Here is a 15,753-nt window from a genome sequence, read left to right on the forward strand (position 1 = left end):
GTCCTAACGTGCGGTCAACGTGCACCTAACGCCGCCTCTTCGGGCGCTTGGCCGGGCACCCGGAGAGGCGGCGTTCTCGTCACCGGTGGGCGAGCACCCAGGCGGCGAAGGCCTCGACCCCGTCGACGACCCGTTCGAAACGCAGGGAGTGGAACAGGTCGAACGCGTGCTGCGCACCGGGCAACTCCGCGTAGACGACGGGGGCGGACGAGGTGCTGCGCAGCTTCCCGGCGAAGAGCCGGGCGCCTTCCACGTCGGCGATCGAGTCCCGGTCACCGTGGGCGATGAAGAACGGCGGCGCGTCCTGCCTGACATAGGCCAAGGGGGAGGATTCGGGGCCTTGGCCGTAGTAGTTCCCGTACCAGCCGTTCAGGGAGACGACCGCGGTGACCGAGGTGTCCGCGTGCTCGAATCCCGGCTGGAAGGCGGGGTCGTTGGGGGTGAGGGCGGCCATCGAGGAGAGGTGGCCACCCGCGGAGCTCCCCGACACGAAGATCGTTGACGGGTCGGCGCCGTATTCGTGTGCGTGTTCCCGCGCCCAGGCGATGATCTTCTTGAGGTCGACCAGGTGGTCGGGGAACTGCGCCGCCGGCCTGAGGCGGTAGTTCGCGCTGATGCAGACCCACCCTCGGCGTGCGAGTCGGTGGATGAGAGGGAGCGACTGGCTGTTCTTCCTGCCGCTGTAGAACCCTCCTCCGTGCAGGTGGATCAGCACGGGACCACCTGAGGGGCGGGAGCGGTGGCGGTAGACGTCGAGGAGGTTGCGCCGGCCGGCGTCGCCGTAGCTGATGTTCGCGTGCCGTTCGACATCGCGGGGGCGGAAGGGCACCGGCAGGAAGAGGATCCGGAGAAGCGGGAGCCGGGGGCGCCGCCCGGCGTCGGCGGCGGCACGCCACCCGTTGCCGAGGGCCTCGGTCAGGGCGTGGTCGACGGCCGGGCCGGTCCGCAGCCCCCGACGGACGACGACCGCCAGCCCACCCGCCACCACGACCGCCGGCCACGCGCCCGGTGCGTCGATGGAGCCCTGGCCGAGCGCCAGCGCGGTCGAGGCCAGGATCCAGTAGAGGACGACGATGGACAGCTCGTTGATGACGATGCCGATGCGGAAGCTCAAGTAGGCGAGCGACCACGGCCTGTTGATCGGTCGCAGGGCGAGCACCACGCAGATCGCGGTGAGAGCGATGGCCGTCAGGTAACCGATGGGGGGTGTCATGAAGGCAGCATCGCCGTCGCGGCCCGGCGGGCGCATCGGGCGCGCGGTCACGACGAGTTCGACCGAGGTGACGCCTGCCTACGACTTTGGTCGGGGGCCGCAGACGCGGTCCCTCGTCGCGGTCGGTCGTGAAATGGCCCGCCATGCCGCACACCTGCGAAGGTGATTTCCCCATGACCGTGTGCGAGGAGGCAGCACGGTCAACACTCAGGGTCGAGTCGGCCGAAGGACACCAAGGTGCGCATGCTCTGTAGCGTGACGATGCCTCGCCATTCGAGAAGCGAGGCCGGGCCGGGGGGTTCCCACGCGATCGGCCATCCGCCGTCAGCTTGTTGGTCGCGCTCCAAACGGTCGAGATGCGCCTGAATGACGTCGTCGGCGAACAGGCTGCGCCACAGACTGTCGGCGAAAGGCGCGACGCTGAGCGGCGACAGCCCATAGCTGGTGTCGTCCGGGTCCAACCGGAACCAGGACGCGTCGAGGAGGCTTTCGCGCACCCTGGCCGCCACCGAACTGGCGCGTTCGGACTCCGGGGTGTGCTCCAGGAAGACCAGGACCTCGTTCAAAGCATGAGCGTCAGTAGGCAGGTCCGCCTTGTCGAGTTGTTCCCAGCAATACTTGGCCGCCGCGGGGATCCAGGGGTGGTTCACGCGTAGCCGGTAGAGCAGGCCGACGATCCCCGCGGACGGGTTGAGGCCCGGCTGGTAGGTCCACTCCGTCCAATGCGCCGCCCTCGGATATGCCTCGATCACCGGGAAGGCGAGCGGAACGGCTGCACCGCAGTCCATGTCGGCGGCGACCTTGGCGAGATACTCGCACGCACCGCGGACCAGCGGCGGATCGACGGTCCGAGCCGCGGCCATCGTCTGAAGCGCGACCTCGACATCAATGGGCAAGCTGGCAGGACAGCGCTTGTCGGGCTCAAGTCCATGGCCGAACCCGCCGTCATCGTTGGCGTATCCCTTCAGGACGTCGATGGCCCGGTTGCCGGGAGCGTTCTCGAAGCAGGTGGCGAACAGGCGCTGCTCCAGGAGCCTGCCCTGGCGCAAAATGAACTCCCGTCCAGCGGCGAATCGCTCATTCATGACGGCGAGGGTACGGGGAGGGTCTGCCGGCCGTCTTGAACGAATCGGACGTGAGCCGCACCGGTGTGGGACTCGTGGCGGCACCGCGGCTCGGCTGACCGGCGAGGGTCGTGGAACCTGGGTCAGGCCATGTCCCAGAGCAGGCGGTAGTAGGCGATGCGTTCCCGGTCAGGGGCCACGCCGTACGCGTCGTACACGATGCCGTCGTAGCCCGGGCCGTAGTTCCACTCCGTGCTCCACGCGGCCACCGCCAGGTCGGCCCAGCGGTCGGCCACTCCGAGCGAGCCGAGGTCGACATGCGCGGAGAACCGCCCGTCATCGTGCACCAGGGTGTTGGGGACGCATGCGTCTCCGTGGCACACGACGAGGAGGTCGACGTCGGGCGGCGCTCCGATGCGCGCCCGGGCGTCGGAGAGGTCGAGATGCCGGTGCTCGGGAAACCGGTCGGCGGGTCCCTGACCGGCCGCGATGCGTTCGTCGGCCCTGGCGATCCGCCGGTCGACGCTCCAGTCGAACGGGCACCGCTCGACGGGCAGGGCATCGTGGAAGGCGCGCAACCCTCGCCCGATCGCCGCGGCCGCGGTCGCCGGTTCGGCCACCCATCGCGGTGCGACGGCCGACAGGCCGGGGACGGCAGCGGTGACCAGCCATGAGCCGTGGGCGTCCGCCCCCTGCTCGACGACCTGGGGAACCGTCACCCACGACCGCGCCCAGGCCAGCCGTTCGGCCTCGCCGGCAAGGTCGATCTCGGGCGTGCCCGCGGCGATCCATTTGACGTAGCGGACACCGCCGCGACCGTCGTCGAGCCGGAACGTCAGCCCGCCGAGTTCGTTGCGCCACACCGGGGTGACGGCGTGTTCTCCGGCGAGCGCCGCGACGGCATCGGGCACGTCCACGGGCCCGGTCGGGATCTCGGAGGTGACGTCGCGGCTCACGGCGAGCGATTCTTCCGGAGAACACGAGACGTCGTCGAGCCGGGGCCGGCCGGCATGAGGGGCGCCCATCGACGCTGTTGCCGTTGTCGTCCTGCCGCCAGACCGACCATGTCGTCATGCGGAGATCATCCTGTGGCTTCGGGTCCGGCCACGACCCGGCCATGGACGACTCTCATGCCTGCTGACCGGTTTCGACAATGAGCGTGTAATCGACGCCCGTGTGGAAGTCGCCGGAGGACCCGCGGATGATCAGGGTGTGCCTGCCGGGTCGCAGCGGCTGGAGGCGAACCCACAAGCCGCATGCGAAAGACGTCGTCGTTCCCTCCTCGCCGGTCAGTGGATTGCCCGCCACCCCCGTCACGGCGACGTCGTCGTCTTCCATGCGTTCAGGCGTGACCGGCTTCCCGTCAAGGGTGGCCCGGCCCTGAGCAGTGGCCAGGAAGTCCTTGCACTCCGCCTCGGAGCAGACCAGGTTCGCCAAGGGCACCACCACCGGTCGGCCCGCGGGAACCCGGCACGTCCGCTGCACCGTGCCGCCGAACGTCCCGGCGAGGAACCACACATCGACCGGCTGATTCCGATCGCAGAATTCCCCGGTCGTGTCCATCACCGGGTTCGTGCTCTCGCCTTCGGAGGCGGCCCACGTCCACCAGCGTCCTTGGATCGTCTCTGTCGTCGCGGCCCTTTGCTGTGGGAACGCGATGTCGTTCTCGCCGCTCAGTCGGAGCGTTCCGCAGCCGGTGAGAACGCTGAGGATCAGCAGAAGCGGTAAAGCGGATCTTGCGAACATCCGTGAATCATAGGCTCAATGAAGATCCGGAATTCCATACGGATCAAGAGGTGCCCGCCTGTCCCGCAGGGGAGCTTCCGTACGCAGCCACTCACTCAGCGATTCCACGTTCGGACCGTCGTCCGGATGGATCGAGACCATCATGTTGGCGACCCAGCTCATCGGGCTATCGTCCGTGACGGGCGATCAGGTGCTGTAGAGCCCGTCCCACGGTTCTGAGAACCCGAGGCGGTCCGGGTACAGCTCGACCCAGTCGCCTCTCTCGGCGTCAGACTCGTCGATCAGCCCGAATGTGACACCGTCATAGAGCACGCGGAACAGTTGAACGGCGATGTCGGCGTACTTGCGCTCAGGCAGCTGATTCAGCAGGCCGGCCAAGCGTGTCTCGGCCTGTTCGCCAAGTTCACCGCGCAGATTCGGGCCGATGCCCACCAGAGAGATGTCGGACCGGCGATGACGGCCATCGGCGTCGAACAGGTGCAGGTAGGTGTACCAGCGTATGCGCGCTCGGTCCCAGTCCGGCTCGTGGTCGTCGTCGCGACGGGCGCCGTGTATCCCTGCGTAAAACTGACCGTCGGCGTACAGCCCCACCGTGTCGGTGCGGTAACCCGGTTCGTGCGCGATCGGAACAAGATCAGGTACCGGCATGCGGGCAAGGGTATCCGGCTGATCGGCGAGGAGTGTCAGGGGTGGTAGCCACGGCCGCCGGGTTGGGTCTCCTGCCATTCGTCGTACAAGCCGTATCCGAGGGCGAGCACGGGCAGGAAGGAGACGGCGGCGATCGCCAGGACGCCCAGGATCGCGAGGATCCACGCGCGGCGAAGGGACGCGGCCCGGCGGGAGTGCGACCACAACACGGCCGCCGCCGGGTACCCGACGAGTGGCGGAAGGCCCATCGCCATCAGTCCGGACCAGGCCCCGTCACCCCCCTGGGAAATCTGTCCCGCGAAGACCGCGATGACGAACACCGCCCAGGGCAGCGTGATCATCCCCACGGGCGCCGCCACGCAGACCAGCAGCGCCGCGGGGAGACGAAGAGCGAAAGGGCGGCGCACCTCCGGTTCGGGGACCGTGTCCGTGACTGCGCCCATCACGCCCACGTGCCCGCGCGGCCCTCGCGCCCGGACGTCGTCGGCGCCGCCGTGCCCGTACCGGCCGCGACCACGAGATCCGCCCAGAGGGTCCGCATCAACCGTCCAAGATTCATACCGGTGAGACTACGGTCCAAGGCGCCATCGCCTGCTGATCCGGCTGGGGAACGGCTCGGCCGAACGCCAGGGGCGCAGGCACAGTTCGTCCTCTCAGGTTCCGATGCGGGGGACCGGCAAGGCGAGGGGGAACGGCTCGGCCGAACGCCAGGGGCGCAGCCACAGTTCGTCCTCGCGCCGGATCGGCTCCCCGCAGTGATCGCAGACGTCGCTGGGCGCCGTGGCGTGATCGCAGGCCCGGTGGATCACCTGCATCGGAGCGGACGGCTCACCCGGCTCCGTGTGCGCCTGCCCCCAGGCCGCCAGGGCGTGCAACACGGGAAGGACGTCGGCCCCGGCGGCGGTGAGGCGGTACTCGTGGCGGGGGCGCCCGCCGTCGCAGTAGGGCACGCGGGTGAGCAGGCCCGCGTCGACCATCCGGGCGAGCCTGTTGGAAAGGATGTTGTCGGCGATGCCCAGTTCGGAGCGGAAGGCGTCGAACCGGGTCGTCCCCAGATTGGCGTTGCGCAATATCAGCAGCGTCCACCGTTCGCCCAGCAAGCCCACCGCTCGCCCGATCGGGCAGGGGGCGGACACCTGTTCACGGGTTGTCACGTCGGCCTCCATGAGAGTGCCAAGCTGTCTTGCCCCGGCTTGAGTCTAAGGCGTAAAGTCGGCGTTATCGAGGGCTTGCATATTGCAAGTTACGAGGTGGGATGGTAATCGCCGCGTGCAAGCTCCTCATGGATCACCCCGCGCGGCAGCGCCGACGGATCGGAGGCGGGCCAGGGAAAGGAGGCGGCCATGGCCGTGCTCGCCGATTACCAGCGCGAAATCTACTTCCGCGGGCTCGACGGCGTGCTGCCCGACCTGCCCACCGATCTCGACGCCCTGGAGCGTACGGCGGAGCGGCGGCTCGAGCCCCGGGCGTTCGCCTACGTCGCCGGAGCCGCCGGCACGGAGTCCACCGCACGGGCCAATCGCGCGGCCTTCGAGCGGCGCCGCATCGTCCCGAGGATGCTGAGCGGCGTCGCGGACCCCGACACGTCGCTGGAGTTGTTCGGCGAGTGGATGGCCGCACCGGTTCTGCTCGACCCGGTCGGCGTCCTTACGATCATGCATCCCGAGGGGGAACTCGCCGTGGCCCGGGCGGCGGCCGCCCTTGGGACGACCATGGTGCTGAGCACCGCCGCGGGGCACACGATGGAGCAGGTGGCGGAGGCGAGCGCGGGCGGCTCCCGGTGGTACCAGCTCTACTGGCCCAAGGATCGCGACCTGGCGGAGAGCTTCCTCGAGCGCGCGCGGTCGGCGGGCTACCGCGCCCTCGTCGTCACGCTGGACAACCACACGCTCGCCTGGCGGCCGCGTGACCTGGACCAGGCCTACCTGCCGTTCCTGCGCGGTGTCGGGATCGCCAACTACGTCACCGACCCGGTCTTCCAGAAGGCGGTCGGCTCCCCGATCGGCGAACACAACCTGCGCGAGGCCGTTCTCGCCTGGACGGCCACCTTCGGCGACGCGTCGCTGAGCTGGAAGGACGTTCCGTTCCTGCGGGAACACTGGGACGGGCCGATCATCTTGAAGGGCATCCTGCACGCCGATGACGCGCGGCACGCCGCCGACGCGGGAATGGACGGCGTCGTCGTCTCCAACCACGGCGGACGGCAGGTCGACGGTGCGATCGCCGCGCTGGACGCCCTGCCCGCGGTCGCGGCGGCCGTGGGGGACCGGGTCGACGTCCTGTTCGACAGCGGGATCCGCACCGGGTCCGACGTGATCAAGGCGCTCGCCCTGGGAGCCCGGGCCGTCCTGATCGGCCGTCCCTACGTCTACGGGCTCGGGCTCGCCGGTGAGGCGGGAGTCCGGCACGTGATCCGCAGCCTGCTGGCCGACCTGGACATCACGATGACGGTGTGCGGCATCCCGGCAGTCGGCGAGATCACCCCGGAGATCCTCGCCGCGTGATCCCTACGCGGCCTCGGCGGCCCTGCCCAGCTCCGCGAGCGCGGGGTAGCGGTGCTGTTCGGCGAGGAAGTGGCCCGCGCCCACGATGAGCACGATCGGCCACTCGACGATCTCCATGGCTCCGAGCAGGCCCAGAACCGCGTAGAACACGAGCCGGTCGGGCGGGGGGACGGTCACAGTCCCGATCAGCGGCAGGGTTACGTGGCGCCGCTCGTTCAGCTCGAGCTGGACCTTGGCGACGACGTGCGATCGGTTGGCCATGGCGTCCTCCTGAGGCGTGTCGGGCACGAGTCGAACGGCGGCGGTGAATCGCGTCGTATGCCCGCGATGCCCGGCTCGGCGCCGTCGGTAACGCCAGTTGACGAGCACTTTGCCCCGGTGCCGCGTGCGGGCGGCATCGCCCTCCCTGGAGAAAGGGCGATGCCGCGGCCCGCGCGTCCCGGAATCTCCCGCGCGAACCGGCACGAGGTCAGCTCTCCGGCATCAGGACGGTGTCGATGATGTAGACGGTCGCGTTCATGGTCGGGACGTCGCCGCAGACGACGTTGGCGCCGCCCGCCGTGAACGTCTCGCCGGAGCCCGTCGTGGTCACCTTGGCGCCCTCCAGCGTGGTGAACGAGCCGTTCTCCAGGTCGGCCGGGGTCTTGCGGCCGGGCACGACGTGGTAGGTGAGGATGTCGGTGAGCTTCTTCTTGTCTGCAAGCACCTTGGCCAGCGTGTCCTTGGGGATCTTGGCGAAGGCGTCGTTGGTCGGCGCGAAGACGGTGATGCCCTGGGCGGAGTTGAGCGTGTCGACCAGCCCTGCCTTCTTCACCGCTGTGACCAGGGTGGACAGGACGGGGTTGTTGGACGCGGCCGTCGCCACCGGGTCGTCGGCCATCCCGCTGAAGCTGCCCTCGCCCGAGGCGGGGACGGCCGAGCAGGCCGTGCCGAACGGCATGGCCGCGGCGGGAGCCGGTGACGTCGGCGCCTGGGCGACCGGGGCGCCGGCTGTGGACGCCGGGGCGGTCTCCGCGTCGCCGCCGCAGGCGGTGGCCAGGCACAGGGCGCCCGCGAGGACGGGCAGGGCGAGCAGGGTGTTCCTCATGATGATCTTCCTTCGGATCGGTCGGACAGATGGCGGGGGATGGTCATGAGACGGTCACGAGGACCGAGTGCCGTCCGGTCGTGCCGTCGGGGAACGGCGGCGTCCGTCGCGATGGCTGGACCTGGCCGGTCGCGTCGATCGCGCGGACTTCCAGGTGGTGGTCGCCGGGAGTGGCCGGCCAGTCCAGGTGCCACTGCCGCCAGGTGTCGGGCGTCGGCGACGGAGCGAGTCGGGCCCGCGTCCACGGCCCCTGGTCGATGCGCACCTCGACCGCGGCCACGCCGCGATGCTGGGCCCAGGCGGTCCCGGCGATGGTCGTACGGCCGGCCGGGATGCGGGCGAACGGCTTGGGGACCTCGATGCGGGAGGCGGTCTTGATCGGGGCGATCTCGGCCCAGCCGCGGCGGGTCCAGTAGGCCTGCTCGTCGGCGAAACGGGTGATCTTGATCTCGGTCACCCATTTGGTCGCCGAGACGTAGCCGTACAGGCCTGGGACGATCATGCGTGCGGGGAAGCCGTGCGCGGCGGGGAGGACCTCGCCGTTCATGCCGACGGCGAGCAGCGCGTCCCGGCCGTCCAGGACGGTCTCCACCGGAGTGCCGCAGGTCCACCCGTCGGCGGAGCGCGAGAGGATCTGGTCGGCTCCGGGCCGCACGCCGGCCTCTCGGAGCAGTTGGGCCAGATCGACGCCGAGCCACCGCGCGTGCCCGGTGTACGGACCGCCCACCTCGTTCGACACGCAGGTGAGGGTGATGTCCCGCTCGACCAGCGGCCGCGAGAGCAACTGGTCGAAGGTCAGCTCGACAGGCCGGTGGACGAGCCCGTGCACGCGCAACCGCCAGTCCCGGTACGGCACGCGCGGGACCACCAGAGCGGTGTCGACCCGGTAGAAGCTCCTGTTCGACGTCGTGAAGGAGCTCAGTCCGGGCAGGCGCAGGTCGCTGCCGGGAGGCAGCGGCCGTGCGGGGTCGGCGGGGAGCGGTAGAGCGAGGTCCCCGCCGGCGGCTGCGTCGCGCGCGCCGTTCACCAGGCGCGCGGTCCCGCCGCTGACCGCGGCGAAGCCCAGCACCGCGACTCCCGCCCGCAGCAGCGCCCTTCTGCCGGCACGCGCAGGCTCGGCCGCCGCCGGCAGGTCACGGTGCGGAGGCCGCGGTCGGCGCATCAAGTGAAGGGCGAGGGTTCCGGTGACCGCCGCCACCAGGGACGGCAGTGCGTCGGCCGGCGCCGCGCCGGGGCGCGACAGCGCGGCCACGGCGGTGAGGGCGGCGAGCGTGGCCACCCCTCCGGCCGCGAGGCGGGGACGGCGGGTCGACAGGAGGCCGGCGGCGATCGCGCACGCGGCGACCGCGGCCACCAGGCCGAGCATCAGGACGGTCTTGTCATCTGCCCCGAACGTGCGGATCGCGAAAGCCTTGAGCCATTCGGGGGTGAGGTCGATGAACGCCGATCCCACAGCGAGAAGGGGGCTCGCCTGCGGCCGGAGCAGGGCGGCGGCCAGTTCCGCCGCGCCGAGGGCGGCCGCCCCCGACAGCAGGCCGGAGGCGGCCGCCGCGATCGGGGTGTGCACCCGTTTCTCTGCTGTCACATGAGGGCTTCGGAGCCGTCACGCATCCGGATTGGCCCGTCACTAAGCGGAGTCGGAAGCGCGGACGTTCTGCTCGGATATGAGGCGCTCGGGCCTCGGGCCGCTCAGGCCTGCGGCAGGTCGAGCAGAAGGAGCGGCTGCGTGGTCGGCTGCTCCGAGCCTCCCGCGGGTTCGACCGTCACTCCCACCGTGGTGGCTCCGTCCACGGTCGCGGACACCACGGGAGAGATGTGGCCGGTGCCGTCCGGGCGGAGCAGTCCCGCCGAGCGGGCCCCCGCCGGGCCGATCTGCCAGAGCTGGTAGGTGCGGCTGTCCGGCAGCGAGGCCAGCCCCGAGGCGACGAACACCATCTTGCCCTGGGATCGGGAGACCACCACGGTGCCGCCCGCCGCTCCCGAGGGAGCCGTGGCCGACCGCGCGTCAGGGGCAGCGAGTACGGCGGTCACCTCGCGGTCGGTCGCCCGCAGCTCGTCGAGCCCGGCCTGCGTCCTGACCGCGACGACCCCCAGCAGGACCGCGGCCGCGACGGCTGTCGCGGTGAGCGCGGCGGCGAGCCGGGGCCGCCAGCGGAGCCACCCGGCCAGGGGGTCGCGCCTGCGCGCCGGGGGACCGGACCCCTGAAGGCGCGGCGACGGCGCCACCACCGGGGGCAGCTGCCGGACCTGGCCGATCTCCGCCATGATCCGCTCACGCAGTGCGGGCGGGGGCTCGACGGCCACGGCCCGCCCGAGCCGCGTGGCCGTCTCGGCGAGTCCGCGCACCTCCTGCGCGCACTCGGCGCACCCCGACAGGTGCTCCTCGAAGAGGCTCAGTTCGCCGTCATCGTCGATGGCGTGCAGGGCGTAGGCCCCGGCCAGCGCGTGCACGTCGGATCCTCTGGTGGTCACCGCTCCACCCCCAGGCAGTCGCGCAGGCGGATCAGCCCGTCGCGCATCCGTGTCTTCACCGTCGCCAGCGGCACCTTCAACAGCTCGGAGACCTCACGATAGGAGTATCCGCCGTAGTAGGCGAAAGTGACTGATTCGCGCTGAAGGTCCGTCAGCCCTCCCAGGCAGCGCCGGAGCCGTTCCTGCTCCAGGCGGGCGGCCACCGACTCGGCCACCTCGTCGAACGGCCGGTGCACGTCCATCCGCGCCACGCGGGTCTCCCTGTCGGCGCCGGCCTGAGCCGAACGGACGCGGTCGATGGCGCGGCGATGGGCGATGGTCATCACCCAGGCCATCGCCGAGCCCCGGTCCGGGTCGTAACGCGCCGCGGCGCGCCACACCTCCACCAGGGCCTCCTGCGTGACCTCCTCGCTCTGAGCCCGGTCGCGGACGACTCTCAGGACCATGCCGAAGACGGGCCCGGCGACCTGCGCGTACACCTGCTCGAAGGCGTCCCTGTCACCTCGCGCCACCTGGCGCAGGAGGTCGTCCAGTTCGGGCGGGGCGGCGGCATGCGGCCGTCCCTCCGGCGGCGCCTCGTCCTCCGGCCTCATACGCGCCCTCCCATCGCGGCGTCGATCATCCGATGAAATCACCGGACAGAACCTGCCGACCAGACTTCGGAGCCGAACCGCCGCCGGATTGGTCTCATTGGAGCAACATGTGAAGGGCGGAAGAAGACACGACGCCGCCCTCCCGTGGAGGGAGAGGGCGGCGTCGTGGCCGCGTTCCGCAGGCAGGGGAGTTGCCTGGGGCGGTCGCGGGGGATGCACCTGTCCCGGCGACCGGCGCCGCGGCTCAGTGGTGGTCGTGGCCGTGGTGGTGGCCGTCGTCGTCCTTGCGGCCCCAGGGCCCCGTGATGGCGAAGACGTAACCCGGCGTCTGGATGTTGGCGAACAGGATCTGCGCGTCGTGGCTGAACGTGGGGCCGGTGAACTCGCTGTCGTTGAGCTCGTTGCGCGCCAGCGTGTACGGCTTGCCCTGCTCGGTGACGCCGACCAGGTGGGACAGGCCCTCGCCGTCCTCGGCCAGGATGACGCCGCCGTACGGTGAGACGGTGATGTTGTCCGGACCGTCGTAGTGGGTGTCGGCCTCCGGGTCCGGGTTCACGCCGAAGATCGTCTTGAGCGTGATCGTCTCCGAGCGGGGGTCGTAGAACCAGACCTGCCCGTCGTGCTCGTTGCGGCTGCCGTCGTCGTGGCGGGCGTAGCTGGCGACGAAGTAGGCGCCGCCGTCGCCCCACCAGGCGCCTTCGAGCTTGCGGCTGCGGGTGATCTGGTCGTCGGTGAACTGCTTGCGGACCGAGACCGTCTCGGCGACCGGGTCGGGCACGTCCACCCACGTGACCTTGTAGCGCGTCCCAGGCGTGGTGGCCTCCGACAGGTCGCCGATGTGCCTGCCGCCCTTGGAACACTTCATGGCCTGCAGGGTGCCCGCGGTGTCGCCGCCCCTGCCGAGCGCGAGTTCCCGCAGTTCGCCCTTGCGGCCGTGGAAGTGCTTCGGGGGGAGCCAGCGGAAGTACAGCCCGTTCGGGCCGCTCGCGTCCTCGGTCAGGTAGATGGCCGAGGTGTGCGGGTCGACGGCGACCGCCTCGTGGGCGTACCGGCCGAGGAACTTCAGCGGGACCGGGTTCTGATTGGCCTTCCGGTCGAACGGGTCGACCTCGAAGACGTACCCGTGGTCCTTCTGGAAGACGCCGCCCACACGCTGCTCGGTCTCCTCACACGTGAGCCACGTGCCCCACGGCGTGATGCCGCCCGCGCAGTTGTTGTGCGTGCCGGCCACGCTGACGTACTCGCGGACGCGGTTGCCGTGCCGGTCGACCTCGATGGTGGTGGTGCCGCCCTGGGCGCCCGGGTCGTAGGTCAGGCCGGGGAGGGGCGGCACGCCGTACGGCTCGCCCCCGCCGATCTCGTGGTTGTTCACCAGGACGAAGCCCTTGGGCCCGCGGAAGCAGCCGGTGCCGTCGGCGTCGCTGGGCGTGGGGTGGCCCGACTCGAGGAGGGTCGTGCCCGCCTGGGCGACGATCTTGTAGGAGAAGCCCCGGGGGAGTGAGAGAAGGCCCTTCGGGTCGACGACGACGGGCCCGTAGCCGACGGTCCTGCCCGCGCCCGCCTGGGCGGCCTGTGCCGCCGCGGGCCCGGCGATCGCCTCGATGCTGCCGGCGATGGCGATGCCCAGACCGCCGACCGCGCCGGAACGGAGTAGGTTTCGACGAGAGATGGGAGAGTTCACACGTGCACCTTTCTGGACATAAAAGTTCAGATTTGTGATGCAGATGATGAAACCCAATTCCGTCTGACTTAACGGTTACTTCCGTGTTCGGTACACAAGGGTGAACGGGCGGCCAACGATCGGCCTCCGGAGGGCCGGGCCGGGTTCCGGCGGGTGAGGAAGGGTTCCCGGAAAGTCGCCGATTCGAACTGCCGGGAGTTCCTCGATATGGGCGCACGAGGATGCCTGTTTCAGGGAGCCCGTTGCCGGCGAAGCGCCCTACGGTGACGGATTCGCTCTGCCGTCGAACTCTGCGCGGGCCTCGTCGATCGCCTCGATGTTCTGGAGGCTCCATCGGACCAGGGGCCTCGTCGCGTCGAGGAGCGTCCGCCCCATGGCCGTGAGTTCGTAGGTGACGTTGGGCGGCATCACGGCATACACGGTGCGGGTGAGGATCCCGTCACGCTCGAGGCCGCGCAGTGTGACGGTGAGCATCTTCTGGCTGATGCCCACGATGGAGCGTTTGAGCTCACCGAATCTCATCGGGCCCGCTCCGAGCGTGTCGACGACGCCGAGAGACCACTTGTCGGCGACGAGGTCGAGGACCTCGCGGGCCCGGCAGCCTTGAGCGCCGGACAGCTGCCCGGGCGGCTTCCCGGGCGGTGTGGTCGCGGAAGCGGCGGACGCGCTGTCGGTCATCAGTTACCTCTGGGGAACCCGGGCACCGGAAGGTGCCTGATTGACGCGACTTCCGAGGTTACCTCAAGGTACTAGGGAACCTTTGGTAAGTACCCAGGTAGAAGGGGGTTCCCCGGATGAACGCAGACGAGGTCGCCGCCGATCCGGTGGTGAACGCATGAAGTTCGAGCTCGGCGTCTACAGCTTCGGTGTCGCGGGACGGGACTCCGCGGGCGACGTCGTCACCACCGCGCAGGCGGTGCGGAACGTCCTCGAGCAGATCCGTGTCGCCGAGCAGGTCGGCCTCGACTTCTTCGGAGTCGGCGAGCACCACCACGAGCAGGTGCCGGTGTCCTCGCCGACCTCGGTCATCAACGCCGCGGCGGCGATGACGTCGGCGATCACGCTGTCGACGGCGGTGAGCGTGTTGTCGACCGACGACCCGATCCGCCTTTACCAGCAGGCGGCCACCGCCGCGATCGTCAGCGGCGATCGGGTGGAGATCATCGCCGGTCGTGGCTCCTCCACCGAGTCGTTCTCGCTGTTCGGCCATGACCTGGACGACTACGACCGCCTTTACGCCGACAAGTTCGGCCTGCTGCTGGCGGTCAACGCCCGGGAGCGTGTCAGCTGGGAGAGCCCTCTTCGGCCGCCGCTGGAGGACGCGCTGGTCGTCCCGCGCCCCGACAGACCTCTCAAGATCTGGCTCGGCACCGGCGGCAGCCCCGGCTCCTCGATCCGCGCCGGTTCCTCCGGACTGCCCGTCTCCTACGGCATCCTCAACGGCACTCCCGAGTTCTGGGGCCGGATGGGCGAGCTCTACCGTCACAGCGCGCATGAAGCCGGCGTGGCCCAGGAACGCCTGGAGATCTCCGTCGCGAGTCACGGCTTCGTCGGCCGCGACGGCCTCACCGCCAAGCAGCGGTTCCACCGCCATGAGGCCGCGTCGTTCGCCCTCGCCGGTCGGTCCATACCGACGCGGTGGGAGCAGGTCCAGGCGAATTACTCACCCGGCGGGATGGTCTTCGCCGGCGACCCCGTCGAGATCGCCGAGCGGATCGTCGACCTCCACCGGCGCCTCGGCCACCGACGGCAGTTCTTCCAGATGGACGTCGGCGGCATGCCGCACCGCGAGGTGCTCGCCTCCATCGAGTTGCTCGGCGGCGAGGTCGCCCCGCTCGTGCGGGCCGAACTCAACGGCCGGGACGACTGACCGCCGAGCAGCGCCTGTCTCGCGCGGGCGGGCCCGACCGTCCCGGCCGGTGGTTCCGTCCAGTGTTTCTCGGCTGGTGGGAGCCTCGTCAGTCGGCGTCGCGGGCCTCGTCGGCCGCGAGGTTGGCGAGGGCCTCGTCGAGGTCTTCGTCCAGGGGGTCGTCGAGTTCGGCCTCGCGGTCCGCGTCCTCGTCCGTGACATGCACGGCCGCCTCCTCGGCGCTCGACGCGCCGGCGTCGATGCCGACGTCACGGCCCAGGAGCGAGCCGGACCGGTCGCCGTCCTCGCCGATCAGCCGTCCGCTGCGCGGCTCCGCCTCGTCCCAGCGCCCGGCGAGCAAGGCCGGGTCGGGCTCGGGCTCCTCCTCCGCCAGCAGCTGGTCGAGCGACTCGCCCTCCACCGCCTCGGCGGCCGTCGTGCCGAAGCGCTGACCGGCCGACCAGCGCTCGGCCGCGGTCAGGCCGGTGTCGAGCGGATCGTCGTCGAGGTCGTCGGTCAGCAAGGAGTCCGAGGGCTCCAGGACGCCGTCGTCCTCCAGAACGTCCTCCTGGAAGTCGTCGTCGAAGTCGTCGTCTCGGTCGGCCATCGGAAAGTCCCCTCCGCGCTGATGATCGGTGTAACCCTGGTCGGTGGCGGCCGATCATGTTCTAGTCGCCTGCGCGCCGCCGGACGCCGTCCGTGCCCGCGCGCTTTCCTTTCGTCTCGCAAGATAGTGCCGTCTCCGTCCGGGCCGACCGGCAGGTGCCGCCTGCGGGCGGGGTGATCTCCGGGAGGCGGCGCGCCTTCGCCGAGTTGTGGGGGAACCGGGGCGGGCCCGTGCCGTGCCGTACCGCCTCCGGGAGCGTAGGTGATCATAGGATTGCGCCGCAGGTCAG

17 protein-coding genes are annotated in these 15,753 nt (G+C 70.4%); 2 read left to right on the top strand and 15 right to left on the bottom strand.

Translation table 11 applies throughout. The annotated features are described in order from the left end of the window. Window positions 1-79: 79 nt before the first annotated feature. The 7 genes from Pka01_RS28650 to Pka01_RS28680 form a co-directional block, all read right to left on the bottom strand. Window positions 80-1,213: an alpha/beta hydrolase gene (locus Pka01_RS28650; protein WP_203886023.1), complete on the bottom strand. Its 1,134-nt coding sequence runs from the start codon at window positions 1,211-1,213 to the stop codon at window positions 80-82. Window positions 1,214-1,413: 200 nt separating this feature from the next. Beyond that, window positions 1,414-2,298, bottom strand: a complete 885-nt coding sequence (locus Pka01_RS28655; RefSeq protein WP_203886024.1) for a hypothetical protein — start codon at window positions 2,296-2,298, stop codon at window positions 1,414-1,416. Between the two features lie 122 nt (window positions 2,299-2,420). Further along, a complete protein-coding gene (locus Pka01_RS28660; RefSeq protein ID WP_203886025.1) occupies window positions 2,421-3,233 on the bottom strand; it encodes an aminoglycoside 3'-phosphotransferase in 813 nt (270 codons plus the stop codon). A gap of 172 nt (window positions 3,234-3,405) precedes the next feature. After that, window positions 3,406-4,023, bottom strand: coding sequence for a signal protein (locus Pka01_RS28665; RefSeq protein ID WP_203886026.1), 618 nt, complete (start codon window positions 4,021-4,023; stop codon window positions 3,406-3,408). A gap of 186 nt (window positions 4,024-4,209) precedes the next feature. Continuing rightward, entirely contained in the window at window positions 4,210-4,671 is a 462-nt protein-coding gene (locus tag Pka01_RS28670) for a hypothetical protein (RefSeq protein WP_203886027.1), read from the bottom strand. Window positions 4,672-4,706: 35 nt separating this feature from the next. Continuing rightward, entirely contained in the window at window positions 4,707-5,114 is a 408-nt protein-coding gene (locus Pka01_RS28675; RefSeq protein ID WP_203886028.1) for a hypothetical protein, read from the bottom strand. A gap of 210 nt (window positions 5,115-5,324) precedes the next feature. Further along, window positions 5,325-5,825 (bottom strand): winged helix-turn-helix transcriptional regulator, encoded by a 501-nt coding sequence (locus Pka01_RS28680; RefSeq protein ID WP_203886029.1) that lies wholly within the window; start codon window positions 5,823-5,825, stop codon window positions 5,325-5,327. A 189-nt stretch (window positions 5,826-6,014) separates the two neighbouring features. On the opposite strand from Pka01_RS28680, the gene Pka01_RS28685 reads away from it, so the two are divergent. Continuing rightward, complete coding sequence (locus tag Pka01_RS28685) at window positions 6,015-7,175, top strand: alpha-hydroxy-acid oxidizing protein (RefSeq protein WP_203886030.1); 1,161 nt, start codon at window positions 6,015-6,017, stop codon at window positions 7,173-7,175. 3 nt (window positions 7,176-7,178) lie between these two features. On the opposite strand, the gene Pka01_RS28690 is transcribed toward Pka01_RS28685, so the two are convergent. The 7 genes from Pka01_RS28690 to Pka01_RS28720 form a co-directional block, all read right to left on the bottom strand. Beyond that, window positions 7,179-7,436: a hypothetical protein gene (locus tag Pka01_RS28690; RefSeq protein ID WP_203886031.1), complete on the bottom strand. Its 258-nt coding sequence runs from the start codon at window positions 7,434-7,436 to the stop codon at window positions 7,179-7,181. Window positions 7,437-7,644: 208 nt separating this feature from the next. Then, window positions 7,645-8,262 (bottom strand): fasciclin domain-containing protein, encoded by a 618-nt coding sequence (locus tag Pka01_RS28695; RefSeq protein ID WP_203886032.1) that lies wholly within the window; start codon window positions 8,260-8,262, stop codon window positions 7,645-7,647. A 43-nt stretch (window positions 8,263-8,305) separates the two neighbouring features. Further along, window positions 8,306-9,847 carry a molybdopterin-dependent oxidoreductase gene (locus Pka01_RS28700; RefSeq protein WP_239115471.1) on the bottom strand — a complete coding sequence of 514 codons (1,542 nt, stop codon included), beginning with the start codon at window positions 9,845-9,847 and terminating at the stop codon, window positions 8,306-8,308. Window positions 9,848-9,951: 104 nt separating this feature from the next. Then, window positions 9,952-10,734 carry an anti-sigma factor gene (locus Pka01_RS28705; RefSeq protein ID WP_203886033.1) on the bottom strand — a complete coding sequence of 261 codons (783 nt, stop codon included), beginning with the start codon at window positions 10,732-10,734 and terminating at the stop codon, window positions 9,952-9,954. Further along, entirely contained in the window at window positions 10,731-11,327 is a 597-nt protein-coding gene (locus Pka01_RS28710) for a sigma-70 family RNA polymerase sigma factor (protein WP_203886034.1), read from the bottom strand. The genes Pka01_RS28705 and Pka01_RS28710 overlap by 4 nt, the downstream gene beginning before the upstream one ends. Before the next feature lie 244 nt (window positions 11,328-11,571). Then, the gene (locus tag Pka01_RS28715; protein WP_239115472.1) at window positions 11,572-13,008 is read right to left on the bottom strand and encodes an alkaline phosphatase PhoX; all 1,437 of its coding nucleotides are present in this window, start codon (window positions 13,006-13,008) and stop codon (window positions 11,572-11,574) included. A gap of 258 nt (window positions 13,009-13,266) precedes the next feature. Then, the gene (locus tag Pka01_RS28720) at window positions 13,267-13,686 is read right to left on the bottom strand and encodes a winged helix-turn-helix transcriptional regulator (protein WP_203886035.1); all 420 of its coding nucleotides are present in this window, start codon (window positions 13,684-13,686) and stop codon (window positions 13,267-13,269) included. 157 nt (window positions 13,687-13,843) lie between these two features. Between Pka01_RS28720 and Pka01_RS28725 the strand changes: the two genes are divergently transcribed. Next, window positions 13,844-14,878, top strand: a complete 1,035-nt coding sequence (locus Pka01_RS28725; protein ID WP_203886036.1) for an LLM class flavin-dependent oxidoreductase — start codon at window positions 13,844-13,846, stop codon at window positions 14,876-14,878. Between the two features lie 88 nt (window positions 14,879-14,966). On the opposite strand, the gene Pka01_RS28730 is transcribed toward Pka01_RS28725, so the two are convergent. Further along, the gene (locus Pka01_RS28730; protein ID WP_203886037.1) at window positions 14,967-15,464 is read right to left on the bottom strand and encodes a DUF5709 domain-containing protein; all 498 of its coding nucleotides are present in this window, start codon (window positions 15,462-15,464) and stop codon (window positions 14,967-14,969) included. Between the last annotated feature and the right edge of the window lie 289 nt (window positions 15,465-15,753).

Origin of the sequence: Planotetraspora kaengkrachanensis (assembly GCF_016862895.1) — a bacterium.
Taxonomy (GTDB): Bacteria; Actinomycetota; Actinomycetes; order Streptosporangiales; family Streptosporangiaceae; genus Planotetraspora; species Planotetraspora kaengkrachanensis.